Source organism: Streptomyces davaonensis JCM 4913, assembly GCF_000349325.1.
Lineage (GTDB): Bacteria > Actinomycetota > Actinomycetes > Streptomycetales > Streptomycetaceae > Streptomyces > Streptomyces davaonensis.
This window is the reverse complement of the sequence record NC_020504.1, coordinates 8,442,162-8,466,712: the sequence shown is the minus strand read 5'-3', so window position 1 is coordinate 8,466,712 and position 24,551 is coordinate 8,442,162. Positions and strand designations below refer to the sequence as shown.

At 72.7% G+C, this 24,551-nt stretch carries 19 protein-coding genes and 1 pseudogene; 11 read left to right on the top strand and 9 right to left on the bottom strand.

Features of this window, described 5'->3' with window-relative positions:
• The first annotated feature begins 49 nt into the window (after window positions 1-49).
• The 3 genes from BN159_RS37420 to BN159_RS37410 are packed head-to-tail and all read left to right on the top strand — an operon-like array spanning window position 50 to window position 6,428.
• On the top strand, window positions 50-1,210 hold the full coding sequence (locus BN159_RS37420; protein ID WP_041820423.1) for an ATP-binding protein: 1,161 nt from the start codon (window positions 50-52) through the stop codon (window positions 1,208-1,210).
• 5 nt (window positions 1,211-1,215) lie between these two features.
• Window positions 1,216-4,698, top strand: coding sequence for a vWA domain-containing protein (locus tag BN159_RS37415; RefSeq protein ID WP_015662249.1), 3,483 nt, complete (start codon window positions 1,216-1,218; stop codon window positions 4,696-4,698).
• Window positions 4,695-6,428: a hypothetical protein gene (locus BN159_RS37410; protein ID WP_015662248.1), complete on the top strand. Its 1,734-nt coding sequence runs from the start codon at window positions 4,695-4,697 to the stop codon at window positions 6,426-6,428. The genes BN159_RS37415 and BN159_RS37410 overlap by 4 nt, the downstream gene beginning before the upstream one ends.
• A 23-nt stretch (window positions 6,429-6,451) precedes the next feature.
• Here the strand turns inward: BN159_RS37410 and BN159_RS37405 are convergent, their stop codons facing one another.
• Together BN159_RS37405 and BN159_RS37400 are read right to left on the bottom strand one after the other, a co-directional pair.
• On the bottom strand, window positions 6,452-8,002 hold the full coding sequence (locus tag BN159_RS37405; protein WP_015662247.1) for an MFS transporter: 1,551 nt from the start codon (window positions 8,000-8,002) through the stop codon (window positions 6,452-6,454).
• Window positions 8,003-8,407: 405 nt separating this feature from the next.
• Window positions 8,408-8,710 (bottom strand): DUF6355 family natural product biosynthesis protein, encoded by a 303-nt coding sequence (locus tag BN159_RS37400; RefSeq protein WP_015662246.1) that lies wholly within the window; start codon window positions 8,708-8,710, stop codon window positions 8,408-8,410.
• A gap of 205 nt (window positions 8,711-8,915) precedes the next feature.
• Between BN159_RS37400 and BN159_RS37395 the strand changes: the two genes are divergently transcribed.
• Window positions 8,916-9,581 (top strand): nitroreductase, encoded by a 666-nt coding sequence (locus BN159_RS37395; RefSeq protein WP_015662245.1) that lies wholly within the window; start codon window positions 8,916-8,918, stop codon window positions 9,579-9,581.
• Window positions 9,582-9,611: 30 nt separating this feature from the next.
• Here BN159_RS37395 and BN159_RS37390 read toward each other — a convergent pair whose 3' ends face one another.
• The 4 genes and pseudogenes from BN159_RS37390 to BN159_RS37375 all read right to left on the bottom strand — a co-directional run bounded on the left by BN159_RS37390 (window position 9,612) and on the right by BN159_RS37375 (window position 13,347).
• Complete coding sequence (locus BN159_RS37390; RefSeq protein ID WP_041820416.1) at window positions 9,612-10,265, bottom strand: maleylpyruvate isomerase N-terminal domain-containing protein; 654 nt, start codon at window positions 10,263-10,265, stop codon at window positions 9,612-9,614.
• A 101-nt stretch (window positions 10,266-10,366) separates the two neighbouring features.
• Window positions 10,367-10,930 (bottom strand): DUF1877 family protein, encoded by a 564-nt coding sequence (locus tag BN159_RS37385; RefSeq protein WP_015662243.1) that lies wholly within the window; start codon window positions 10,928-10,930, stop codon window positions 10,367-10,369.
• 61 nt (window positions 10,931-10,991) lie between these two features.
• Window positions 10,992-11,726: a response regulator gene (locus BN159_RS37380; RefSeq protein WP_015662242.1), complete on the bottom strand. Its 735-nt coding sequence runs from the start codon at window positions 11,724-11,726 to the stop codon at window positions 10,992-10,994.
• Window positions 11,723-13,347, bottom strand: a pseudogene (locus BN159_RS37375) (ATP-binding protein). Before BN159_RS37375 ends, BN159_RS37380 begins: the two are co-directional and overlap by 4 nt.
• Window positions 13,348-13,544: 197 nt before the next feature.
• Here BN159_RS37375 and BN159_RS37370 point away from each other — a divergent pair.
• From BN159_RS37370 to BN159_RS37360, 3 genes are read left to right on the top strand one after another with little or no spacing between them, the layout of a single operon-like run.
• On the top strand, window positions 13,545-14,531 hold the full coding sequence (locus BN159_RS37370; protein WP_015662239.1) for a Bug family tripartite tricarboxylate transporter substrate binding protein: 987 nt from the start codon (window positions 13,545-13,547) through the stop codon (window positions 14,529-14,531).
• Window positions 14,528-15,064, top strand: coding sequence for a tripartite tricarboxylate transporter TctB family protein (locus BN159_RS37365; protein ID WP_015662238.1), 537 nt, complete (start codon window positions 14,528-14,530; stop codon window positions 15,062-15,064). The genes BN159_RS37370 and BN159_RS37365 overlap by 4 nt, the downstream gene beginning before the upstream one ends.
• Before the next feature lies 1 nt (window position 15,065).
• Window positions 15,066-16,547 carry a tripartite tricarboxylate transporter permease gene (locus tag BN159_RS37360; protein WP_015662237.1) on the top strand — a complete coding sequence of 494 codons (1,482 nt, stop codon included), beginning with the start codon at window positions 15,066-15,068 and terminating at the stop codon, window positions 16,545-16,547.
• Between the two features lie 43 nt (window positions 16,548-16,590).
• On the opposite strand, the gene BN159_RS37355 is transcribed toward BN159_RS37360, so the two are convergent.
• Window positions 16,591-17,076 carry a carboxymuconolactone decarboxylase family protein gene (locus BN159_RS37355; protein WP_015662236.1) on the bottom strand — a complete coding sequence of 162 codons (486 nt, stop codon included), beginning with the start codon at window positions 17,074-17,076 and terminating at the stop codon, window positions 16,591-16,593.
• A 162-nt stretch (window positions 17,077-17,238) separates the two neighbouring features.
• Here BN159_RS37355 and BN159_RS37350 point away from each other — a divergent pair, with 162 nt between their 5' ends.
• On the top strand, window positions 17,239-18,138 hold the full coding sequence (locus BN159_RS37350; protein WP_015662235.1) for an RNA polymerase sigma-70 factor: 900 nt from the start codon (window positions 17,239-17,241) through the stop codon (window positions 18,136-18,138).
• Between the two features lie 11 nt (window positions 18,139-18,149).
• On the opposite strand, the gene BN159_RS37345 is transcribed toward BN159_RS37350, so the two are convergent.
• Window positions 18,150-19,370, bottom strand: coding sequence for a serine/threonine-protein kinase (locus BN159_RS37345; protein WP_231905669.1), 1,221 nt, complete (start codon window positions 19,368-19,370; stop codon window positions 18,150-18,152).
• 286 nt (window positions 19,371-19,656) lie between these two features.
• Here BN159_RS37345 and BN159_RS37340 point away from each other — a divergent pair, with 286 nt between their 5' ends.
• The 3 genes from BN159_RS37340 to BN159_RS37330 all read left to right on the top strand — a co-directional run bounded on the left by BN159_RS37340 (window position 19,657) and on the right by BN159_RS37330 (window position 24,271).
• Window positions 19,657-21,348: an ABC transporter ATP-binding protein gene (locus tag BN159_RS37340; protein ID WP_015662233.1), complete on the top strand. Its 1,692-nt coding sequence runs from the start codon at window positions 19,657-19,659 to the stop codon at window positions 21,346-21,348.
• Entirely contained in the window at window positions 21,345-23,132 is a 1,788-nt protein-coding gene (locus tag BN159_RS37335) for an ABC transporter ATP-binding protein (RefSeq protein ID WP_015662232.1), read from the top strand. Before BN159_RS37340 ends, BN159_RS37335 begins: the two co-directional genes overlap by 4 nt.
• 68 nt (window positions 23,133-23,200) lie before the next feature.
• On the top strand, window positions 23,201-24,271 hold the full coding sequence (locus tag BN159_RS37330; protein ID WP_015662231.1) for an iron-siderophore ABC transporter substrate-binding protein: 1,071 nt from the start codon (window positions 23,201-23,203) through the stop codon (window positions 24,269-24,271).
• A gap of 56 nt (window positions 24,272-24,327) precedes the next feature.
• On the opposite strand, the gene BN159_RS37325 is transcribed toward BN159_RS37330, so the two are convergent.
• Window positions 24,328-24,537 (bottom strand): MbtH family protein, encoded by a 210-nt coding sequence (locus BN159_RS37325; RefSeq protein WP_015662230.1) that lies wholly within the window; start codon window positions 24,535-24,537, stop codon window positions 24,328-24,330.
• Between the last annotated feature and the right edge of the window lie 14 nt (window positions 24,538-24,551).

Genomic DNA, 24,551 nt, shown 5'->3' with positions numbered 1-24,551 from the left:
GACCGCCCCGGCCCCAGCCCAGTCCGACCGACCGGAAGACCCGCAGCCCATGACCACCGCCCTCGCCACCCGCCAGATCGTCCCGCCCGAGGATCTGTACGCCGCCGAACTGGCCTTCCTCGCCGCTTACGACGACGGTCCGCGACCGCCCGCCTGGCGGCTCACGCCCCGTGCCGTCGTCACCTTCGTCATGGGCAGCGGCGGACGGGCCCTGAAGCTGCCCGACACCGCCGAGGCACCGGACGGTGTACCGCGGCGGCTGGAGGTGTCGGCGAAGTTCGTCGGCGACCGGGCGCTGGTGGAGCGCTGCGTCGTGACGCTCGCGGGTGAGCGCGGGCTGCTGCTGGTGGGTGAGCCCGGCACCGCCAAGTCCATGCTGTCGGAGCTGCTGTCGGCGGCGGTGTGCGGTACCAGCGGACTGGTCGTGCAGGGCACCGCGGGCACCACCGAGGACCAGCTCAAGTACGGCTGGAACTATGCCCTGTTGCTGGCCCAGGGCCCCAGCCGGCAGGCCCTCGTGCCGTCGCCCGTGCTCACCGCCATGTCCCGCGGCGGCATCGCCCGGGTCGAGGAGGTCACGCGCTGTCTGCCCGAGGTGCAGGACTCGCTGGTCTCGCTGCTCTCCGAGCGGCGGATCGCGGTGCCCGAACTGGCGGGCGGCGAGGACTCGTTGGCGCATGCCGCACCCGGCTTCAACCTCATCGCCACCGCCAACCTGCGGGACAAGGGCGTCTCGGAGATGTCCGCCGCGCTCAAGCGCCGCTTCAACTTCGAGACGGTCGGCCCGATCGCGGACCTCGACGCCGAGACGGCGCTGGTCCGCAGCCAGGCGCGGGCCTCGGTGGAGCGGGCGGGGGCCGCGTTCCAGGTCGACGACGCGGTGCTGGAGGCCCTGGTGACCGCGTTCCGTGATCTGCGGGAGGGGCGGTCCGCCGAGGGCTGGGAGGTGGAGCGGCCGTCCACGGTGATGAGCACGGCGGAGGCGGTGTCCGTGGCGGGCGCGCTGGGTCTGGCCGCGGCGTACTTCCCGGGCGACCACGATGTGCTCGGGCTGCTGCCGGGCCATCTGCTCGGCGTGGTCCGCAAGGACGACCCGGCCGACGCGGCCCGTCTGCGCGGCTACTGGGACGGCCCGGTCCGCCGCCGCGCCGAGCAGGGCTCCGCCACCTGGCGCACCCTGTGGGACCTGCGCACGGTCCTGGAGGGCTGACGACCATGCCCCTCTCCCCCGACGAGGCGATGACCGCCCTGACCGACCCGGCGGCCCCGTACCTCATCGGCGTTCGCCATCACGCCCCGTCCCTGGCCGCGGCCATGCCCGCGCTCCTGGACGCGGCCAAGCCCGACGTGCTCCTCGTCGAACTCCCGGCGGAAATGCAGGAGTGGCTGCCGTGGCTGGCCCACGAGGACACCCAGGCACCGGTCGCGCTGGCGGCGGCGCCCACGGCCCGCGACGGGGGTGGTCCGGCGTTCTACCCGTTCGCCGACTTCTCGCCCGAGCTGGCGGCGGCCCGCTGGGCGGCGCGGCACGGGGTGCCGGTCGTCGCGTGTGATCTGCCGTTGGCCGACCGGGTGTGGGGTGAGGGGCGGAGCGCGGGCCGGTCGGGGTCCGTCGGTCCCGGCATCGCCGAGGTGCTGCGGGCCCGGCTGACCGGCCGCCCGGGGGACGACTTGTGGGACCGTCTGGTGGAGGCCACCGCTCCGGGCTCCCCACCGGAGGCCCTGCGCCGGGCCGCCCTGCTCACCGGCTGGGCCCTGCGCGAGGACGCGGCGGCGTCGGGCGGCGTGCCCGAGCTGGATCTGCGGCGCGAGCGGTGGATGCGGGCGCGTCTGGCGGAGTCCACGGCGAAGGGGGAACGGGCGGCGGTGGTCGTCGGCGCGTTTCATGCTCCGGCGCTGGTGCAGGGCGCGCCCGATCCCGCCTCGGAGGTCGACTCACCCACAGCGGGCGGGAGTTGGACCACCTCCCTCATCCCCTACACCTACGCCCTCCTGGACGAGCGCTCCGGATACCCCGCCGGCATCCGGGACCCGGAGTGGCAGCACCTGGTGTGTGAGGCGGCCGGGGAACCGGCCGCGCTGGAGGAGGCGTTGACGCGGGCGGCCGTGCGGGTGTGTGCCGAGCTGCGGTCTCTCGGGCATCCGTCCGGGCCCGCCGACGCTCGGGAGATCACGCGCCTCGCCGGTGATCTGGCGAGGCTGCGAGGGCTGCCCGCCGCGGGGCGCGGTGAGTTGGTCGAGGCAGTACAGACGGTGCTCGCGCAGGGTGAACCGTACGGCCGGGGGCGGGCCGTGGCACAGGCGATGGAGCGCGTGCTCGTCGGCACCCGGGTCGGACGCCCCGCGCCCGGCGCACCCCGCAGCGGCCTGGCCCCGGCGGTGGAGGCGGAGCTCGCGGAACTGGGCCTGCCGGGACCGGGAGCCGGCAGCGCCGCACGCGATCTGCGGCTGGATCCGCTCCGTTCGGATCTGGACCGTCGGCGCGAACTGCTGCTGCGCCGTCTGACCGTGTGCAGAGTGCCGTACGCGGAGGCCCAGGAGGTGACCGGTGCGGGCGGCGCCGAGGCGCTCTCCTCGCGGTGGGAGGCGCGCTGGACCCCGGCCACGGCGGCGATGCTGACGGCGGCCGGAGTGCGCGGGGTGACCGCGGCCCAGGCCGCCGAGGGCGTGCTGCGCGAGCGGCGCCGCACGGAGCGGGACGAGGGCGGGAGTACGGCCGATCAGGCACTGCGGGGCCTGCGGGAGTCCGCGGAGTGCGGACTGCCCGCGCTCGCGGACGAACGGCTCACGGATGTCGCCGAGGTGCTGCCGCACTCCGGCACGCTGCCCGAACTCCTCGACGCTCTCGCCCTGTTGGACCGGCTCCGCGCCGGTCACATCCCGGGGCTCGCCGCCGATGAGGAGCGTACGGAACGGGCCGTCGCCGTGGCCGAGTTGCTGACGACCGCCGCGGTGCGCCAGGTGGACGGGCTGACCGGATCCGAGGATCCGGCCGACGCGCATGCCCTGCTCGAACTCGCCCACCGCGCCGACCTGTTGGGCGGCATCCGGCTCACCGACGCGCTCACCCGACTCGCGGCAGAGGGCTCACCGCTGATGCGGGGCGCCGCCGGAGCGGTACGCGTCCTGCTCGGGCACGAGGCGCCGGACGCCCTGGGCGGCCGTATCGCCTCGTGGGTCGACTCGGCCACCACCGGGGAGTCCCGGTCGGCGTTGACCGCCCGTCTCACGGGCGTGCTGACCGCGGCCGGACCGCTCCTGGAGTCGGCGCCCGCCGCGCTGGAGCCGCTGCTGGGCCGGGTGGCGGAGCTGTCGGACCGGGCGTTCCTCGACCGGCTGCCCGCGCTGCGCGGCGGCTTCGACACGCTCAGCCCGGCGGCTCGCGAGCGCCTGCTCTCCGCCGTGGAGGACCGCCTCGGCGCCGGACAGGCGGTGACCGACACCGGCGGCGTCGACCCCGTCGCGCTGGCCGGCTGGACACGAGCCGACCTGGCGGCCAGGGCCGACCTGGACCGGCTCGGCCTGCTGCCGTCGCCCCGGGCCGCGGAAACACCAGAGCCCGAAACCCCCGAACCCGCACCGGACTTGGCCGACCGGCAGCTCTCCCCCGCCGACCGCTGGCGGCTGGTGCTGGGGCGGCGCAACGATCAACTGCCGCGTTCCGCCGCCGGGTTGGCCACCGCGCTGGACGAGCTGTACGGCGCCGGGCGCGGCGAGGGCAGCCGGGGCGGGCTGCCGGGATCGGGCGGCGGCCGGGAGGCGCCGTATCCAGGGGTGCGGGAGTGGTCGGAGGAGCTGGCCGCGTTGTTCGGGCCGGGGATCCGGGAGGAGGTGCTGGCCGCCGCCGCGGCGGAGGGTCGTACCGATGTGCTCGCCGAGCTCGATCCGGACCGTGTGCGGCCGTCCGTGGATCTGTTGCGGACCGTGCTGCGGCATGCGGGAGGACTCCCGGAGGCGCGGCTGGCCGCGCTGCGGCCCCTCGTGCGGCGGCTGGTGGACGCACTGACCCGGGAGCTGGCCACGCGACTGCGCCCCGCCCTGCACGGCACGGCGCTGCCCCGCCCGAGCCGGCGTCCGGGCGGCGGCCTCGACCTGCCGCGCACCCTTCGCGCCAACCTGGCGACCGCGCGACGCGAGCCGGACGGCCGGGTCGTGGTGATCCCGGAGCGACCGGTGTTCCGCACCCGGGCGAAGCGGGCCGCCGACTGGCGGCTGATCCTGGTCACGGACGTGTCGGGGTCGATGGAGGCGTCCACGGTCTGGGCCGCGCTCACCGCCTCGGTCCTGGCCGGGGTGCCCACGCTGTCCACGCACTTCCTCGCCTTCTCCACCGAGGTCATCGACCTCACCGGGCATGTCGAGGACCCGTTGTCCCTGCTGCTGGAGGTCAGCGTGGGCGGCGGCACGCACATCGCCGCGGGACTGCGGCACGCCCGTGAACTGGTCACGGTGCCGTCCCGGACACTCGTGGTGGTCGTCAGCGACTTCGAGGAGGGCTATCCGCTCGGCGGACTCCTCGGCGAGGTGCGTGCCCTGGTCGGGGCGGGCTGCCACGTGCTGGGCTGCGCGAGTCTCGACGACGCGGGCCGCCCGCGCTACTCCACCGGCGTGGCGGGACAGCTCGTCGCCGCGGGCATGCCGGTGGCCGCCCTCAGTCCGCTCGAACTCGCCCGCTGGGTAGGAGAGAAGATCGCATGAGCCCGGGCCTGCCGCCGGTCGCCCCCGAGGTGACCGCAGAACTGGTCGGAGCGCTGTCGCCCCGGCTGCGCAAACGCCTGGACGCGGGTGTCGCCAAACTGTCGGGCTGCCCGGTCGTCGTGGACGGCGACACCGTACGTCTCGCCGTGGACGACGACACCGACCTCGAACTGCACGCCCCGGGCGGGGTGGTGACCGGCGCGGACGCGATCCGGTGCGGGTGCCTGCTGGCACCGGACTGTCTGCACCGGGCGGCGGCGGCCTCGATGGCGCCGGTGGCCTCGCAGGCCGACGCCGCCGCACCGGAGGAGGAGCCTGAGGCGGCAGAGCCCGAGGTCCCGGACGCGAACCAGTCACCGACCCCCGAACAGGTCGAAGCCGCCCGCGCCCTGCACGACGCCGCTGCCGCCGTGCTCGACGCCGGTACGGACGGTGCCGGGGCCGTGCCCCAGGCCGAGCTGCTGCGCGCCGCGCACACGGCACGGCTCGCGGGGCTGCCCCGGGCCGCCGCCTCGGCGGTCGCCGTGGTCACCGCGCTGCGGGCGGCCCGCGGCGCGGACCCGTCGTACCGGCTCACCGATCTCGTCGCCGGACTGCACGCCGTCCTGAGCGCGGCGCATCGCCTCCCGCGAGCCACCGGCCCGGAGCTGACCGCGTTGCGCGGCAGCGTGCGACAGCCGTACACGCCGGACGGCTCCCTGCGGCTGTACGGCCTGTTCTCGGAGCCCGTCCTCACCGCGACCGGCTACGCGGGCGCCGTGACCTGGACCGCCGACGCCGAGGGCCGCCTGTACACGGTGTCCGACGTGGCGCCGGGCGGGGCGAGCCGGGCCGTGGGGGCGGCCGAACGCGCCGTACGGATCGGCGATACGGCGCTCTCGCACCGTGAGCTGTCCCGGGCCGGTCTGGCGGTGTCCGGGGCGACCGTCTCGCCGACGGGACGGCTGGGTGCGGGCAAGGGCGTACGGGCGGTGCGCGCGTCCGGCGCGGCCTGGGACGGCGAGCCGCTGGACCGGTTGTGGGCGGTGCCGGTCGCCGAGCAGGCGGTGCGGGCCCTGTCGGCCGACGGGCCCGGCCTGCTGTTCCTCGACGTCACGCTGATCGGCACGGTCCGTGAGGCGGCGGGCGACTGTCTGCTGGCCGACTGCGACGGCGTGACGGTCCGTTTCGCTGCGGCCCATGACCATCCGGCGCTCCCCGACCGCGACAACCTCCGGCTGCTCGCCACCGCACCCGGCACCCGACTGCGGGTCGTGGCCCGGCTGACCCCCGCGCCGCACGCCCGCGCCCTCCTGCTGGCCACGACCCATCCCACGGACCGCGAGGCCCGTCTGGACCTGGGTGTCGACCGCCTCCAGCACGCGGACCTGCCCCAAGGGGCAACAGCCGCCCCCCTGCTCGGGCACTCCGCTCCCGACGAGGCGCCCCTGCACCTGCTGCGCCGACGGGTCCACCAGGCCGCCTCCGGAGGCCGTCGGGTGCTGGCCTTCCCGGGAGACAGCGCGAGCGACAGCCGACGCCTGCGCGGAACTGGCTTTCCCACCGCGGGCGAACTGCTCGACGAACTGCACGCGGCGGCGGCCGATCGGGGCCGGGACTCCTTCGGGCGTCTGGTACCGGCCGACCTGGACCGATTCGGCCACGCCTGGCTGGCGGCCGCTCACTACACCACGGAGATCGACCGTTCCCTGTGCGCGGCGGCGTGGGGAGCGGAGCCGACGGCCCCCTGATCCCCGCTCGTTCGCCGGGGCCGTCAGACCGGCCCCGGCGTCTCCCCGCCCTTGAGCCGCTCCAGGTCGGACGGGCGGACCTGGATGGCCAGGATGGCGATCAGCGCGGCGATCACCGTGAAGATCGCGGCCATGATGAACGCCGAGGAGACTCCGGCGGTGAGGACTTCGTGCGACCAGGGTGGTGGCAGCTCACCCGTGCGCTCGTACTCCAGTCTCTGGGCGGGGGTCGCCTGGGACAGGAAGTCGGGGACCTGTTCCTCGGCCTCGTTCCTGCTGGCCGTGCCGTACATCGTGACCAGGATGGACAGGCCCAGCGAACCACCCACCTGCTGCGTGGCGTTGAGGAGCCCGGAGGCGGCGCCGGTCTCCCGGACGGGGACGTTGGAGAGCGCCATGAGGGTCAGCGAGACGAACTCCATGCCCATGCCGAGGCTGAAGACGAGCATCGGCCCGAGCACGCTGCCCGCGTACGTGGAGTGGATGTCGGTCAGGGTCAGCCAGCTCAGACCGGTCGCCGCGAGGATGGCACCGACCACCATGAAGGGCTTGGGCCCGTAGACGGGCAGGAACTTCGAGGCCAGTCCGGCGCCGATCGCGATGACCGCGCTGACCGGCAGGAAGGCGAGCCCGGCCTGCAAGGGGCTGAAGTCCAGCACGTTCTGCACGAAGAGGGTCAGGAAGAAGAACATGCCGAAGATCGCGGCGGCCAGGCACAGCATGATGCCGTAGGTGCCGGCGCGGTTGCGGTCGGCGAACATGTGCAGCGGTGTGATGGGCTGGGTGGACCGCCGTTCCACGAAGACGAACAGGGCGAGGATCACGACGGCCCCACCGAACGAGGCCAGGGTGAGCGGATCCCGCCACCCGTCCTGCGCGGCCCGGATGAAGCCGTAGACCAGGAGCACCATGCCCGCGGTGGAGGTCAGTGCGCCGGTGATGTCGAAGTGGCCGGGGTGGCGTTCGGACTCGCGGATCCAGCGGGGGGTGGCGATCGCGATGAGTATGCCGATGGGGACGTTGACGAAGAGCACCCAGCGCCAGTTCAGGTACTCGACGAGGATGCCGCCGGCGAGCAGTCCGATCGCGCCGCCGCCCGCCGAGACCGCGGCGAACACGCCGAACGCCCGGTTGCGTTCCGGGCCTTCGCGGAAGGTGGTGCTGATCAGGGCGAGGGCGGTCGGCGAGGCGATGGCGCCGCCGACACCCTGGAGAGCACGCGCGGCGAGGAGTTGGGCCTCGTTCTGGGCCAGCCCGCCGAGCAAGGAGGCGAGGACGAAGAGCAGCACTCCGAAGATGAACACCCGCCGTCTGCCCAGGATGTCGCCCGTCCGGCCGCCGAGCAGGAGCAGTCCGCCGAAGGTCAGCGTGTAGGCGTTGACCACCCAGGACAGGCTGGTGGTGGAGAAGTCCAGGGAGCGCTGGATGTCCGGCAGCGCGATGTTCACGATGGTGATGTCCAGGACCACCATCAACTGGCACGAGGCGATGACCAACAGGGCCATCGCGCTGCCGCCACCGCCGTTCTCCCGGGCGGTGGTCTGCGGTGTGATGGGCTGCGGTCTACTGCTCATGTCGGGTCGCACTCTCGGGGCGCACGCCCTCGCGAGGGGTCGGTGGACGGATGCGTCCACCGTCGGTCCACCGTTAGACGGTACGCCCGAGCCCCTGGCGTCACCACTCGATCAACGGCACCCCTTGACGGGCCACGAGGCTGTTGGCACACACGCGGACCGTCGCAGAAAACGCCTGCCACGACGCGCCGCGATTCGCTGAGCCGACTCATCGCAGATCGTGATTGAATCGATTCAATCCACCCAACTCGCGAGCGCGGCCGCACCGCGGCTCGCGGCGGCCTGCGGTGAAGGCGCCTACCAGGCCGAGGCCGTGCTCAGCGGCAGCTCGGAGTTCCCTAGCGGGCAGGCGGAAGGGGCGGACGGACCGCGCGGCCCGTCCGCCCCTCAACACGTGTCCCCCGATCAGCAGGTGCGGCCGGTGTAGTACGCACCCTGGATCTTGGAGGCGGAGCCCAGCCAGGACTTACCGGGGCCGACACAGCGCTCGTAGTCGGGGGCCAGGGAGACCTCGACCTTGATGACGACGTTGGAGCCGTCCGAGGTGCAGTGGTTGTAGAAGGCGTCCGAGCCGGTCTCGAAGAAGCCGCACGGGTCGGCGGCGGCGGGTACGGAGGCCGTGGTGACCGTGCCGAGCGAGGTCAGGACAACAGCGGCGGCGCCGAGGGCGCTGGTCACGATACGACGAACACGCAAGGGAAACTCCATGCGGCTGAGGGGACCTGATTCGGCGTCAGGGGCACCGGTCGGTCCGTTGATCATTGCCGACCCAGGATCGGCTCCGCCCGCCCCCGAGTTGATCAAGCGCCGGGCCGCTTCACCCGGCGTATCGATTAACCGTTGGGCCGACCGGTTGATGTGCGCTTGGGTGAGGGTTGAGCCGCATGCGAAGCGGCCGGGAGGGTGTCGGGGCGTGGATGTGTACGAGGCCGTGGACAGTCGGCGGGCGGTGCGGGCGTTCAGCGACCAGCCGGTGCCCAGGGAGGTGCTCGAGCGCGTGCTGGCCGCGGCGGCCCGGGCGCCGTCGAGCGGCAACCTCCAGCCATGGCACCTGTGCGTGGTGACCGGCGAGCCACTGGCGGAGCTGAAGCGGCGGGCGACGGCCAGGGCGCTGGCGGGAGACCCGGGTGACGAACGGGAGTACCCGATGTACCCGGCCGAGCTGAAGTCGCCGTATCTGGACCGGTTCTCGGCCGCGGCCGCCCAGCGGTACGCGGCGCTGGGGATCGAGCGGGACGATGTCGACCGGCCCCGGAAGATCGCCGCGTTGAACTCGGCGGCGTTCGGGGCGCCGGTCGTGCTCTTCTGCTACCTCGATCGGGACATGGGGCCCGGACAGTGGGGCGACGCGGGCATGTTCCTCCAGACCGTCATGCTGCTGCTGAGGGCGGAGGGCCTGCACAGTTGTCCGCAGGTGATGTGGACGATGTATCGCGAGACGGTCGGCGAGGTCACCGGAGCCGATGCGGGGCACGTGCTGTTCTGCGGTGTCGCCGTGGGGTTCGAGAAGGAGGGCGTGCCGCCGGTACGGACCGGGCGGGCGGACCTGGCGGAGACGGTGCGCTTCGTCGGTTCGTAGGGCGACGCTCCGGGGCCCATGGAACAGCGCTCACCCCACGGCCAGCGGCAGTCTCTTCGCCAGGTCGCCCAGCTCGGCGCGCTCCGCTTCGGTCGGCATCCGGCGGCCCGTGGCGATCAGCAGGGCATCCCGGTCGGGGAAGGCGGCCGGGAACGGCGTTCCCGCGAGGCGCTCCAGCAGGTCTCGGGTGGCGGTGAGGGTCTCGGCGGGCGGTTCGGGGGCCGACGGGAGGTGGGCGATCAGGTCGAGGTGGTGCAGGGTCCATTCGAGGACGTAGGCGTGGAGGAAGTCGTCGACGGTCAGCACCTCGTCGCGGGTGCTGACGCGGGCGGTAACGTCGGCCAGTTCGGCGGCGCGTCCGGCGGCGGAGCCGACGTCGTCGAAGTGGAACTTCAGCCACTTCGGCTCGCCGTAGGCCGCGGCGAGCCGTGGGATCAGGGCGTCGAGCGGGTCCTCACCGGTCGGCGGCTCGACGAGCTGCCAGTAACCGACCGCGTTCACGGTCGGCTCGGCGTCGGCGGGTGTGACCAGCGTGATCAGAATGTCCTGGGCTCCGATGACGAGATGGCACACCAGGTCCCGCACCAGCCACCCGGCGCATCCCGAGGGCCGGTCGAACTCCTCGTCGGGGGTGTCGGCGATCGCGGTGCGCAGGGCGGTCCAGGAGCGTGCGAAGAGATCCACCGCTCGACGGTAGGCCGTGCGGAGGGGCCGACAACCGGAATTCGAGGCGCTGGTCGGTGAATCCACCCCAGGCGCTCCCGTCGCTGACCTCGAGCAGCCGTTCACTCGATGGTCCCGACGACGCCGGATCTCTCATCTCGCTCCGGCGTGCGGGCGGCCCCGTGGCGGGCGGAGCGTTCCGGCACCAGCCACTTGACGACGGCGTCGCCGTGTCGGGCGGCCGTCGTGTAGAAGGCCGTCAGGCTCCGGTGGGTCTCCGCGAGCTTCGCGCGGGTCTCCGGCTCGGTCCGCTCGGCACCCAGGGTGAGCGGCGCGCGGGCCCGCTCCCACAGCGCGTCGAAGTCCGCGGTCGTCAGATGGGTGGCGACCCGCGCCGTGCACACCGGGGACAGCAGCAGGAACGGCGGCTGGAGCGGATCGGGGTGCCAGACCGGCCGCCCGCCGAGGACCACCTGGGCGTGCGGACCGCGTGCCACGTCGTGCGGTGGCCCGCCGGCGTAGAGGAGTTCGTGGTCGAGATAGCCGCCGTCCAGCACTTCTTCGCGGTGCCGGCTGACCCGGTCCCGGACGGCGTCCCACTCGTCCTCGAACAACCGTTGCAACCAGGCGGCGCTGTTGCGCAGTGCCGGTGGCGGGACCGCGCGCAAACGGAAGTAGATACTCATCAGTGAACGAAGCGCACCGTGGCTCCGAACCGTCACTCCCGTCACCCGGGGAGGCACATTCCTAGGCCCTGGCCTCGTCTTCCACCGGCACTCCGCTCCCCCGCCCGTTCACGCTGTAGCGCCGCTCCGGGCGGCCTGTTGTGCCGTAGCGAAGGGTTACTCGGGCCTCGCCGATGGTGTGGAAGTGTTCCAGGTAGCGCCGGGCGCTGACGCGGGAGATGCCGGTGAGGGTGGCGCACTCCGTGGCGGAGAGGGTGTCGGGGCAGTCGCGGAGGGTGCGCTGGATGAGTTCGGCGGTCTCCACGCTCATGCCCTTCGGGAGCGCGGCGGGGAGCGGCGCGGGGCCGGCGGCGCCGGCCAGCACGCGGTCGACGTCGGCCTGACTGCGCACGACCGTGCCGCGCAGCTTGCCGCGCTGCTCGGCGTAGCGTTCCAGGCGCAGCCGCAGGTCCTCGAAGTCGAAGGGTTTGAGGAGGTAGTCGACCACTCCGTGGCGCACCGCGCCGCGTACCGTGTCCGCCTCGCGCGCGGCGCTGATGACCATGACGTCGCAGTCGTGGCCCGCGGTACGCAGTCGGGGGATGACGTCGAGGCCGAAGATGTCGGGGAGGTAGAGGTCCAACAGGACCACGTCCGGGCGCAGTTCGTCGACCGCGGCGATGGCCTGTTCGCCGGTGCTGGCGACGCCGACGACCTTGAAGGGCGGGACGCGTTCGACGTAGGCGCGGTGGACCCTCGCGACCATGAAGTCGTCGTCCACCACGAGGACGCCTATCCCGTGCCGTTCGTCGCTCATGTCGCTCCTTCCGCCACCGCGTCGGTGAGGTGGCTGACGGTCATGCGCGCGGTGAACATGGCCCCCTCCGGGGTGTTGGTCACCGAGATCTCACCGCCGTGACGTTCGCAGACCAGCCGGGTGAGCGCCAGGCCCATACCGCGCTGGCCTTCCTGGGCGGCCTTGGTGGTGAAGCCGTGGGCGAACACCTCACGGGCGAGTTCCGGGGCGACTCCGGGCCCTGAGTCGCGTACGACGATCTCCACGCTGGAGGCGTCCTGGCGCAGTTCGACCTCGACCCAGCCGTCGTGCGCGGCGGCGTCGACGGCGTTGTCGACGAGGTTGCCGACGACGGTCGCCACATCGGCGGCGTCCTCGGGGGCGAGCCGGTCCAGGGCGGTGCGGTCGGAGATCCGCAGGGTGACCCGGCGTTCGGCGGCGAGGGACGCCTTCGCCATCAGCAGGGCGGCCACGGCGGTGTCTCGCACGCGCCTGCTCAGGGTGACGTCGAGGGACTGGCGGCGCTGGTTGAGGCCGCGGATGTAGCGCACCACCTCGTCCTGCTCGCCGATCTGGATGAGCCCGGAGATGGTGTGCAGTTGGTTGGCGAACTCGTGGGCCTGGGCGCGCAGCAGCTCCGTGGAGCTGCGGAAGGAGCCGATCTCCCGTTCAAGCCGGGCGAGTTCGGTGCGGTCGCGCAGGGTGGTGACGGAGCCGAGCGGGCGGCCGTCCTTGGTGACCGTCATCCGGTTCATCACCAGGACCCGGCCGCCGCGGACCACGACCTGGTCGCGCTGGTCGGCGGTGGTCCCGTTTCCGGAGAGTACGTCCCGCAGACGTCCCTCGATGCCCAGCTGGGCGAGGCTGCGGCCGACGCACTCCTCGGGCAGGTCGAGCAGCGCACGGGCCACCTCGTTGGCCAGGGTCAGCCGGCCCACCGGGTCCAGGGCGATCACGCCCTCGGCGATGCCGTACAGCATGGCCTCGCGGTGTTCGGCGAGGCCCGCGATCTCGCGCGTTCCAGGCCGAGGGTCTGGCGTTTGACGCGCCGGGCGAGCAGCCAGGACCCGGCCACGCCGAGGCCGCTGGCGATGCCGAGGTAGGCCAGGAGGTAGGAGGAGGCGCCGCTCAGGCGCTGCCACACCGTCGGATCGGCCTCGCCGATCATCACGGTGCCGAGGTGGCGGCCGAGGTTGTCCCGGGTGGCCCCGAGGACGGGGACCTGCGCAACGAGTTCCCGGCTGCCGTCCAGGGTGAGCGGCCCCGACCAGCCGCGGCCCGCCGCCGCGCCCGCCCCGAGGGGCAACCGGTCGCCGATCACGGTGGGGTCGGTGGAGCTGACGATCCGGCCGTCGGCGTCGGCGATGGTCACCGAGGTCACCCCGGACTGGGTCTGCATGGAATTCACCAGCGGGGCGAGCGCCTCCTGCGGCACGGGCCGGGCGAGTTCGCTGCGGACGAGAGGGGTCGCTGCCAGTTGCTCGGCCAGCGCGCCCACCCGGCGGCCCTCCACCCGCTCGAAGGTCGCCTCGGACTGGGCGAGCGAGACCGCCGCGACCGCGAAGAGCACCATCACCACGATGGCGAGCTGGAGCAGCAGCATCTCGCCCGCGAGGGTCTGGCGGCGGAAGGGGGTGACCACGACGTCCTCGATCTCCGACCTGGTGGTTTCCGGGTGCCGGGTCGCCCCATCATGGCTTCTGGCGGTGGCCGGGAAAAGACGTCCACGGCTGACACAAAGACCAAAACCTCCGTTGGTTCCGCAAGCGAGACAGGCCGTCGGGCTCGCTGCACGATGTGGCCCACCTCACCCCTCCATACCGACAGGTGGTGGCATTCGTGCGCCTGCGCACTCCTCTCGCCCTGCTCGGGGCCGCCGTACTGGTCCTCGTGGGACCGCCGCTGCTGACCACCGGCAGCGGCGCCGAGACCGGCACGCAGATCCCGGGCCTGCGGCTGATGGTTCCCAACACGCCCGGCGGCGGTTACGACATCACGGCCCGTACGGCCGCGAAGAACGCCGAGGACGCCGGACTCACCCACAACATCGAGGTGTTCAACCTCCCCGGCGCCGGCGGCACCGTGGGGCTGACCCGGCTGGTGAGCGAGCACGGCAACGGCAAGCTCGCGATGTCGATGGGGCTCGGTGTGGTGGGCGCGGCCCGCTCCAACCACGCGCCCAAGACCCTGGCCGACACCACGCCCATCGCCCGGCTCACCGAGGAGCAGGACGTGGTGGTCGTGGCCGACGAGTCGCCGTACCGGACGATCGACGAGCTGATCGAGGCGTGGAAGGACGATCCGGGCAAGCTGCCGGTCGGCGGCGGGTCCTCGCCCGGCGGGCCCGACCATCTGGCGCCGATGCTGATGGCGCGGGCGGCCGGGATCGCGCCGAAGGAGGTCAACTACATCCCCTTCGACGGCGGTGGCGAGCTGCTCGCCTCGATCCTCGGCAACAAGGTCGCCTTCGGGGTGTCCGGGGTGGGCGAGTACCTGGACCAGATCAAGGCGGGTGAGCTGCGGGTGCTCGCGGTCACCGGTCCGGAGCGGGTGGCCGGGCTCAAGGACGCGCCGACGCTGAAGGAGTCCGGGTACGACGTGAACTTCACCAACTGGCGCGGCATCGTCGCCCCGCCCGGACTGACCGACGCCGAACGGGACAAGCTCACCGGGCTCGTTGAGGCGCTGCACGACTCGCCGGAGTGGCAGAAGTCGATGGACCAGAACGGCTGGGAGGACGCCTTCCTCACCGGCGAGAGATTCGGCGACTTCCTGGACGCCCAGGACAAGCGCGTGGTGTCGGTGCTGAAGGAGCTGGGACTGTGACGACACGGACGGAAACTCCCCCCACGACGACCGCCGAACGGCGCTCGTGGCTGCGCGAGCACTCCGAACTCGGCGTGTGCGTCCTGCTGTTGGCGCTCGGGGTGCTGGTGCTCACCGATGCGCTGACCATGGACGTGGACATCGCCCAGCGCGGTCCGGTCGGCCCCAAGACCGTGCCGATCGTGGTCGGGATCGGGCTGCTGGTCATCGCCGCGCTGCTGGCCGTGGACGTGCTGCGCGGCGGGCACGGGCAGGCGGAGACGGGTGAGGACATCGACCTGTCCGAGCCCGCCGACTGGCGCACGGTGGCGCTGCTGGCCGGGGTGTTCCTCGGCTCGGCTGTCCTCATCGAGCCGCTGGGCTTCCCGGCCGCGGGCGCCCTGCTGTTCTGGGGCGCGGCCTACGCGCTGGGCAGCCGCCGCATCGACCGCGATCCGCTCATCGCGGCCGTGCTCTCCCTGCTCACCTACGTCGTCTTCAACAACCTGCTCGGAGTGCCGCTGCCCGGCGGTCCGCTGATGGGAGCGCTGTGACATGAACGCCCTCAACTCCCTCATGGACGGCTTCGGCACGGCCCTCACCCCGGTCAATCTGCTGTGGGCGGCGCTCGGGGTGCTGCTGGGCACCGCGATCGGCGTACTGCCCGGCATCGGTCCGGCGATGGCGGTGGCGCTGCTGTTGCCGGTGACGTACGGGCTCGATCCGACCGGCGCGTTCATCATGTTCGCGGGCATCTACTACGGCGCGATGTTCGGTGGCTCCACGACCTCGATCCTGCTCAACACACCGGGTGAGAGTGCCGCGGTGGTCGCGGCCATGGAGGGCAACCCCATGGCCAAGTCGGGGCGGGGCGCGCAGGCTCTCGCGGCGGCCGCCATCGGGCACTTCGCGGGCGGGATGGTCGGCACGATCCTGCTGGTGATGCTGGCGCCGACGGTCGCCGAGCTGGCCGTGGACATCGGCGCGCCGGACTACTTCGCCATCATGGTGCTGGCGTTCATCGCCGTGACGTCGGTGCTGGGCTCCTCGCGGATCAGAGGGCTCGCCTCCTTGCTGATCGGACTCACCATCGGTCTGGTGGGCCTGGACCAGATGACCGGCCAGCAGCGGCTGACCTTCGGCTCGCTCCAACTCGCCGACGGCATCGACGTGGTGATCGTGGCGGTGGGTCTCTTCGCGATCGGCGAGGCGCTGTGGGTCGCGGCTCATCTGCGGCGCAGCCCGGGTGAGGCGATACCGGTCGGGCGTCCGTGGCTGGGCAAGGACGACGTCCGGCGGACCTGGAAGTCCTGGGCGCGCGGTCCGTTCATCGGCTTCCCGTTCGGCGCGATCCCGGCGGGCGGCGCGGAGATCCCGACCTTCCTGTCCTACGTCACGGAGAAGCGCCTGTCGAAGCACAAGGACGAGTGGGGCAAGGGCGCGATCGAGGGCGTCGCGGGACCGGAGTCGGCGGCGTCCGCCTCGGCGGCGGGCACGCTCGTCTCCATGCTCACCCTCGGCCTGCCGACCACGGCGGTCGCGGCGGTCATGCTCGCCGCCTTCCAGCAGTACGGCATCCAGCCGGGACCGCTGCTGTTCGAGCGCGAACCCGACCTGGTCTGGGGCCTGATCGCGTCCCTGTTCGTCGGCATGGTGCTGCTGCTCGCGCTCAACCTGCCGCTGGCACCGGTGTGGGCGAAGCTGCTGCGGATCCCGCGGCCCTATCTGTACGCGGGGATCCTCTTCTTCGCGGCGGTCGGCGCCTACGCGGTCGGCGGCGAGGTGATCGACCTGGTGATCCTTCTGGTCATCGGCCTGATCGGCTTCGGTATGCGGCGCTACGGGCTGCCCGTGCTGCCCGCCGTCATCGGCGTCATCCTCGGCCCGAACGCCGAGCAACAGTTGCGCCGGGCCCTTCAGATCAGTGACGGCAGTGTCTCGGGCCTGGTCAACACGCCGTTCTCGGTGACGGTTTACGTGGTGGTGGCCGTGCTGCTGGCGTGGCCCCTGCTGCGGAAGCTGCGCGCCAGGGCCTGAGCATCCGGTGTCCGATGCCCGGCCCCGGCGCGCGTGCCGCGGATCAGTCCGCCATGCCGTTGAACATGCCGGGCCGGTAGGAGCCGCCCTGGTTGTGCAGGATCACGCCGAACCGGTTGGAGGCGTTGATCATGGCAATCAGGGCGACCAGTGCGACGGTCTGGTCGTCGTCGTAGTGCTTGCGCACCAGGGCCCAGGTCTCGTCGGAGACGCCCTGGTGCGCGTCGGCGAGCCGGGTGCCCTCCTCCGCGAGCGCCAGCGCGGCCCGCTCGGCCTCGCTGAACACGGTGGAGTGCCGCCAGGCGGCGACCAGGCCGACGCGGTCCGGGGTCTCCCCGGCCGCGGCGGCCTCCTTGATGTGGATGTCGACGCAGAAGCCGCAGCCGTTGATCTGGCTGGCGCGCAGGCTGACCAGCTCATGGGTCGTCTTGGGCAGCGAGGACTGCTCGATGAGCCGGTTGATGCCGTAGGTCCGCTTGGCGATCTTGGTGCCGAGGTCGTTGGTGAGCAGGTCGAAACGAAGTTCCATCGGGTGCTCCTGGTGAGTGGTGCGAAGTGCTGTCGGTCATGGGATGCCGACGCCCCGGCTGCTGTGACAGTGACGAGCGGCACATCCCGGCGATGTCACAAGTCGGCCGTGTCGGCATGTCTGTTGGGCGAAACCGTCGAGAGAACAGCGGAGGGACCACGCATGGCCGACACGGCGCACACCGGTACGGGCGACCCCGCCACCCGGGCCTTCATCGCCCACCGGAACCTGCTCTTCACGGTGGCCTACGAATTGCTCGCCTCGGCCGCCGACGCCGAGGACGTGCTCCAGGAGACCTGGCTGCGCTGGGCGGGCGTGGACCTCGACGCCGTACAGAACCACCGCGCCTACCTGGTCCGCATCGTGACCCGGCAGGCCCTGATGCGCCTGCGCACTCTCGACCGCCGCAAGGAGACCTACGTCGGCCCCTGGCTGCCCGAGCCGCTGCTGACGGCGCCGGACGTGGCGGAGGACGTGGAGCTGGCCGACAGCGTCTCGATGGCGATGCTGCTCGTCCTGGAGACGCTCACGCCGACGGAGCGGGCGGTGTTCGTGCTGCGCGAGGTCTTCGCCCTCGACTACGACGAGATCGCCGAGGCCGTCGACAAGTCCCCGGCGGCGGTACGCCAACTCGCCCACCGCGCACGCTCCCACGTCGCCGAACGCCGCCCCCGCGGAGACGTCTCGGCGGCCGATACCCGCGCCGCCCTGGCAGCCTTCCAACGGGCCGTCGAAACAGGCGACTTGCAGACCCTGCTCGACATCCTCGCCCCGGACGTCGTCTTCCTGGGCGACGGCGGCGGAGTCGCCCAGGCCACGCTCACCCCGATCATGGGCGCCGACCGGGTGGCGGCCCTGCTCTCGGCATCCCGCTTCACGGCCGACTCCCCTCTCCAGACCGCCCACGTCAACGGCGGCCCGGCCCTGGTCCTCCGGCTCGCGGGCGAGGTCGACACGGTACTGGCGCTCCGCATCGACGAGGGACTGATCACGGGCCTGTACGCGGTACGCAACCCGGAAAAGCTGTCCCGGATGGAGCGGGAGACGGAGCTGCGTCGGTGAGCCTCAGAGGATCAGTCGTCCTCGCCCCTGTCCCGCTGCTTCTCCCGCCGCTTCTCCTCCCCCTTTTCGTCCTCGCCGTCGCCCTTCCCTCGGTCCTTCCCGTGGTGGTCGTCGTCGGGTGAGGGGGTGGCGGAGGGCGTCGCAGGCTCGGTGGTGGGCTGCGCGGAGGTGGCCGGCGGGGGCTCCGGTGCGGCGTTGTCGCCGTCGCCCGAGGACATGGCCATGCCGATGGCGGCCGAGGCGGCGAAGACCACGGCTCCGCCGAGCGCCAGCAGTGCCTTCGGGGACACCCTGCGGCTCCGGGCGGCGTGCGATCTGGTCGTGGTGGGCAGGCCCTCCGTCCCGGGCAGGTGCACCGACGCCAGTACGGCCGTCGCGGGGGCCGCGTCCTGCGGCCTGGGCAGGGGTGCCACGGGAGGTTCGGTCGGGGCCGCCAGCCACTCCGCGGCCTCCTCGGCGGTGGGGCGCTGTGCCGGGTCCTTCGCCAGCAGGCGCAGGACGTAGTCGCTGAGCGGCACCGGGATCTCGACGCGCAGGGTGGCGGGCGCGACGGGGGCCGCGTCGACGTGCTGCTGGACCACGGAGAGGGCGGTCGGGCCCAGGAAGGGCGGGCGGCCGGTGAGCAGTTCGTAGAGCACGCAGCCCAGCGAGTAGACGTCCGAGGCGGGCTGGGCGGGGCGGCTCAGGGCGCGCTCGGGGGCCAGGTACGCGGCGGAGCCGACGACCTTGCCGGTGCCGGTCAGGGCCATGGCGGCCTCGTGGGCGAACTTGGCGAGCCCGAAGTCGGTGATCTTCGCGGTGCGTTCCGCGGTGAGCATCACATTGGCCGGCTTGATGTCCCGGTGGATCACGCCCTCGCGGTGTGCGGCGGCGAGCCCCGCGGCCATCTGCGCCGCGATACCGGCCGCTTCCCACGGGTGCAGGATGCCGCGCCCGGCGCGCTCCTGCGCCAGGCTCCAGCCCTCGACGAGTTCCATCACCAGGTGGAGCATCCCGTCCCCGGCGCCGAAGTCGTAGACGGCGACCACGTTCGCGTGGTTGAGGCGGGCGGCGGTCCGGCCCTCCATGCGGAAGCGCTCGACGTCGGTCGCGCCGACCCGGTCCGGAACGTCGGCATGGAGGAGCTTCACGGCGACCGGCCGGCCCAGGATCTGGTCGGTGGCGCGCCAGACCTCGCCCATCGAACCGCGACCCAGGGATTCGTCGAGCCGGTAGCGATCCGCGACGAGCACGTGCACATCCATCCTTCCCCCGGAGCACCCGACCCCGGTCGGCCCAGCACCGGGGCTGGTTCAGGTCCGGGCCGGCCGGGGTCGAGGCTTGTCACGGGTCCCACGGGAGCCGCCCACGCGCGACCCATCCCGTACAGCGCGGCGCGTGCCACAGGTGTCACACCGCGTCAGCCGAAGCTTTCGATGACGCTCCGCCAGAGGGGTAGCCGCGACCGACAGATGTAGTTAGCCTTACCTAAGTTTCGAGCGCGGTTTCAGGGCGCTGTGGATCCGGTCCGGAGGATGCGTGAGGAAAGCGGACCCGCCGGGACGGGACGTCCTGCGGCGCGCGGTGGGCGGACAGCGCCGGGATGTCGCCGTCGGTGGCGTGCTGGGCATGGGCCACCAGACCGGCGAGGCGCTGGTGCCGGTGCTCATCGGACTCGCCATCGAGCGGGGCGTCGTGGACGGCGACGCGGGCGGGCTCGTGATGTGGCTCGTCGTCCTGGCCGTCGTCTACGTCGGCCTCTCCTACAGCTTCCGCTTCGCCGCCCGCGCCGGCGAGCGTGCCTCCGTGACCGCCGCGCACCACCTGAGGATCCAGCTCGTGGACCGGGTCCTCGCGCCCGAAGGCGGGGCCGCCGAACGGCGGTTGCCCGGGGAACTGGCCAACACCGCCACCGAGGACGCCAAACGGGTCGGCGCCGTCAGCATGGCCCTCGTCGTCGCGATCTCCGCCTCGACCGGGCTCGCGGTCGGCGCCGTCGTGCTGTTACGGATGTCCGTTCCGCTCGGGCTCCTCGTCCTGCTGGGCACTCCGCTGCTGCTGTGGCTCGGGCATCTGCTGAGCAAGCCCCTGGAGCGGCGCAGCGAGACCGAGCAGGAGCGGGCGGCCCGGGCCTCGGGCGTCGCCGCCGATCTGGTGGCCGGGCTGCGGGTGCTCAAGGGCATCGGCGCCGAACAGGCCGCCGTCGCCCGGTACCGCCGGATCAGCCAGGACTCGCTCACCGCCACCCTGCGCGCGGCCCGCGCCGAGGCCTGGCAGAACGGTGTGGTGACCATGCTCACCGGCGCGTTCCTGACGCTGGTCGCCCTGGTCGGCGGACGGCTCGCGGCGCGCGGGGACATCAGCCTCGGCGAGCTGGTCTCGGCGCTCGCACTCGCCCTCTTCCTCATCGGGCCGCTCTCCGAGTTCTCCTGGGTCAACGCCGAGTTGGCGCAGGGCCGGGCCTCCGCCGCACGGATCGCGGAAGTACTGGGCGCCGAGCACGCCGTGGCACAGGGGGCCGGTGCGCTGGACCGCGTCGAGGGAGGCCTGCGGCTGCGCGGTCTGTCGTACGGCCCCCTGCACGACGTGAACCTGGACGTCTCCCCCGGCGAGACGGTCGGCATCGTCACCGTCGACCCCGCCGACGCCTCCGCCCTCCTGCACTGCCTCGCCCGCCACGCCGACCCCGACGAGGGGGCCGTGGAGCTGGACGGAACCGCCCTGACGGAACTCGGGCTCGCGGAGCTGCGGGCCACGCTGCTCATCGCCGAGCATGACGCGGACCTGTTCGAGGGGACGCTGCTGGAGAACGTCCGGGCCGCCGCCGGTCCGGAGGCGCCCGTCGAGGCGGCGATCACCGCGTCCGGCACCGACGAGGTCGTGGGAACCCTGCCCGACGGCGCCGACACCGAGGTCACCGCTCGCGGGCGGTCGCTGTCCGGGGGTCAGCGGCAACGGGTGGCGCTGGCAAGGGCGTTGGCCGCCGACGCCCCGGTCCTCGTCCTGCACGAACCGGCGACCGCGGTCGACGCCGTCACCGAGGTTCGGATGGCGGCCGGGCTGAAGGAACTGCGCCACGGACGGACGACCGTACTGGTGACCAACAGCCCCGCCCTGCTCGCCGTCACCGACCGGGTCGTCCTGCTCGACCGGGGCTCGGTCGTCGCGGCCGACGCGCACGAGCGGCTGGTCCACCAGCACGTCGCCTACCGTACGGCGGTACTGGCATGAGCAAGTCCCAGGGTCCGCACCTCCTGCCCGTCGCGACCCCCGCCCGCACCCGCGCGGCTGTCGCCGAACTCTTACGCCCCCAACGGAAGTTGGCTCTCACCGCGTTCGCCGTGACGGTCGGCTCCACTGCCGTCGGACTGCTCACCCAGCCGCTGCTGGGGCGGATCGTGGATCTGGCCGCCGACCGCGGGTCCGTCGACGCCATCACCACCACGGCGGCGCTGCTCGTGGCCGTCGCCGTCGCCCAGGGTGTCTCCGCCGGGTTCGGCCTGTCGCTGATCTCCCGGCTGGGCGAGACCACGCTGGCGCGGCTGCGCGAGAGGTTCGTCGAGCGTGCCCTCGGGCTGCCGCTGGAACGCGTGGAGCGGGCCGGTGCCGGGGATCTGACCGCCCGGGTCACCGCCGATGTGTCCCTGGTCGCCGAGGCGGTGCGCAACGCCCTGCCGGAGCTGGCCCGTTCCCTGCTGACCATCTTCCTCACGCTCGGCGCGATGGCCCTGCTGGACTGGCGGTTCCTGCTCGCCGCGCTGCTCGCGGTGCCGGTGCAGGTGGCGACCGCCCGCTGGTACGTGGCCCGTGCCGTCCCGCTCTACGCCGAGCAGCGGGTGGCCGCGGGCGCCCAGCAACAGCAACTCCTGGACACGGTCGCCGGACGCTCCACGGTGCGGGCGTTCCGGCTGGAGCGGGAGCACGGCGAGCGGGTGGCGGAGCGGTCCTCGTCGGTGGTGGCGCTGACCATGCGGGGGGTGCGGCTGGTGCTGGGCTTCTACAGTCGGCTGCACATCGCCGAGTACATCGGGCTCGCCGCCGTCCTGTTCACCGGGTACTGGCTCGTCCGGCAGGGCTCGGCGTCCGTGGGCACCGCGACCGCCGCCGCGCTGTACTTCCACAGTCTGTTCACCCCGGTCAACGCCGCCCTCGTCCTCCTCGACGACGCCCAGTCGGCGACCGCGGGCCTGGCGCGCCTGGTCGGCGTCACCGATGAGCCGACAGCGCAGGAGAAGGGCCACGCGGCGGATACAAGGGACCGCCGCTTCGAGGTCACCGTGCGCGGTCTTCAGCACGCCTACCGGCCCGGCCATCCCGTGCTGCACGACATCGACCTGACGATCCACCACGGCGAGCGGGTGGCGCTGGTCGGCGCCAGCGGGGCCGGGAAGACGACCCTGGCCCGGCTCGTCGCGGGCATCCAGCCACCCACCGCCGGCACCGTCCTGGTCGACGGCGTCCCCCCGACCGAGCTGAGCCGGGACGCCGCGCGCCGCACAGTCGCCCTGGTCACCCAGGAGGCCCATGTCTTCGCGGGCCCGCTCGCCGACGACCTCCGGCTCGCCGAGCCCGACGCCACCGACGACGAACTGCGGGCCGCGCTCGACCGGGTCGACGCGCTGGCCTGGGCCGAGGCACTGCCCGACGGACTGGCCACGGTCGTCGGCGACGGCGGCCACCGGCTCACCGGCGACCGGACGCAGGCCCTGGCACTGGCCCGGCTGATCCTCGCCGATCCGCCGCTGGTGATCCTCGACGAGGCCACCGCCGAGGCGGGCAGCGCGGGGGCACGCGCGCTGGAGAAGGCGGTCGCCCGCGCGGTGGACGGCCGTACCGCGCTGATCGTGGCGCACCGGCTCAGCCAGGCGGCGACCGCCGACCGGATCGTCGTCATGGACGCCGGGCGCATCGTCGAGACGGGCACGCACCACGAACTGCGCGCCGCCGGCGGTCGATACGCCGCACTCTGGGCCGCCTGGTCCGACACCCGAGACACCTCAGACTCCCGCTCCTAGATCAAGGCGCCCCACACACCCAGCTCGACGCACCCCGCTCCACAGGACACCGAACCGAAGGACCAGCGATGTTCCGCTCCCGCAGGGCTCCACGGCTCGCCGCCGCGCTCGCCTCCTCCCTCCTGCTCCTCACCGCCGCCACGGCCTGCGGTGACGACGACTCGGACTCCGGTACGCCGGAATCCGACCCGAAGGCGGGCGGCTCCGGCGCCTCCGCCTTCCCGGTCACCCTCGCCCACAAGTACGGCAGTACGACGATCGAGGCCGAGCCGAAGCGGATCGTCACCGTCGGCCTCACCGACCAGGACTCGGTCCTCGCCCTCGGCTCGGTCCCGGTCGGCACCACGGAGTGGCTCGGTGGCTACAAGGGCGCCGTCGGCCCCTGGGCCGAGGACAAGCTGTCCGGGGCGGAGGCGCCGACGGTGCTCAAGGACACCGGCACCGGGCCGCAGGTGGAGAAGATCGCCGCGCTCAAGCCGGACCTGATCCTGGCCGTGTACGGCGGGCTCACGAAGGAGCAGTACGAGTCGCTGTCGAAGTTCGCCCCCGTGGTCGCCCAGCCCAAGGAGTACAACGACTACGGCGTCCCCTGGCAGGAGCAGACGGCGACCATCGGCAAGGCGCTGGGCAAGCCGGACGAGGCCACGGCCGCGGTGAAGGAGACCGAGGAGGCCATCGCGGCGGCGGTTAAGGAGCACCCCGAGTTCGCGGGGAGGACGGCCGTGATGGCCACGCCGTACGAGGGCATGTTCGTCTTCGGCAGCCAGGACCCGCGCTCGCATCTCCTCACCGACCTCGGCTTCGAGCTGCCGAAGGACCTGGACAAGGCGATCGGTGACCAGTTCGGCGCGAACATCAGCAAGGAGCGCACAGATCTGCTGGACCAGGACGCGCTCGTGTGGCAGGTCGGCGATGTCGTCAAGGACGCCGACAAGCTGCACAAGGACGCCTCGTACAAGGATCTGACGGTGGTCGGCGAGGGCCGCGAGGTGTACGTCAACGAGACCAGTGACTACGGCAACGCGCTGTCCATGGGCACGGTCCTGAGCCTGCCGTACGTCGTCGAGCGGCTGGTGCCGCAGCTGGCGGCGGCCGTCGACGGCAAGGCGGACACGAAGGTGGAGCAGCCCGCGTCCTGACTCCGGGGAACGCGAGAAGGGGGGCGGCCGGACGGCCGCCCCCCTTTCCCATGGGGTCAGTTGTCCATCGCCTCGGCGAGGCTGCGGGGCCGCATGTCGGTCCAGTTCGTCTCGACGTACTCCAGGCAGGACTGCCGCGCCGCCGGGCCGTGGACCACCCGCCAGCCGGCCGGGACGTCGGCGAAGTCCGGCCAGAGGCTGTGCTGGTTCTCGTCGTTGACGAGCACCAGGTAGACGCCCTCGGGGTCCTCGAACGGGTTGCTCATGCTGTTCCTCTCCT

Bases quoted from the DNA above. Each gene is read 5' to 3' on its own strand.
- BN159_RS37355 (WP_015662236.1), bottom strand. From the start codon at position 17,076: ATGGAACTTCGTTTCGACCTGCTCACCAACGACCTCGGCACCAAGATC.
- BN159_RS37330 (WP_015662231.1), top strand. From the start codon at position 23,201: ATGTTCCGCTCCCGCAGGGCTCCACGGCTCGCCGCCGCGCTCGCCTCC.
- BN159_RS37360 (WP_015662237.1), top strand. From the start codon at position 15,066: ATGAACGCCCTCAACTCCCTCATGGACGGCTTCGGCACGGCCCTCACC.
- BN159_RS37410 (WP_015662248.1), top strand. From the start codon at position 4,695: ATGAGCCCGGGCCTGCCGCCGGTCGCCCCCGAGGTGACCGCAGAACTG.
- BN159_RS37405 (WP_015662247.1), bottom strand. From the start codon at position 8,002: ATGAGCAGTAGACCGCAGCCCATCACACCGCAGACCACCGCCCGGGAG.
- BN159_RS37385 (WP_015662243.1), bottom strand. From the start codon at position 10,930: ATGAGTATCTACTTCCGTTTGCGCGCGGTCCCGCCACCGGCACTGCGC.
- BN159_RS37415 (WP_015662249.1), top strand. From the start codon at position 1,216: ATGCCCCTCTCCCCCGACGAGGCGATGACCGCCCTGACCGACCCGGCG.
- BN159_RS37380 (WP_015662242.1), bottom strand. From the start codon at position 11,726: ATGAGCGACGAACGGCACGGGATAGGCGTCCTCGTGGTGGACGACGAC.
- BN159_RS37400 (WP_015662246.1), bottom strand. From the start codon at position 8,710: ATGGAGTTTCCCTTGCGTGTTCGTCGTATCGTGACCAGCGCCCTCGGC.
- BN159_RS37350 (WP_015662235.1), top strand. From the start codon at position 17,239: ATGGCCGACACGGCGCACACCGGTACGGGCGACCCCGCCACCCGGGCC.
- BN159_RS37420 (WP_041820423.1), top strand. From the start codon at position 50: ATGACCACCGCCCTCGCCACCCGCCAGATCGTCCCGCCCGAGGATCTG.
- BN159_RS37335 (WP_015662232.1), top strand. From the start codon at position 21,345: ATGAGCAAGTCCCAGGGTCCGCACCTCCTGCCCGTCGCGACCCCCGCC.
- BN159_RS37325 (WP_015662230.1), bottom strand. From the start codon at position 24,537: ATGAGCAACCCGTTCGAGGACCCCGAGGGCGTCTACCTGGTGCTCGTC.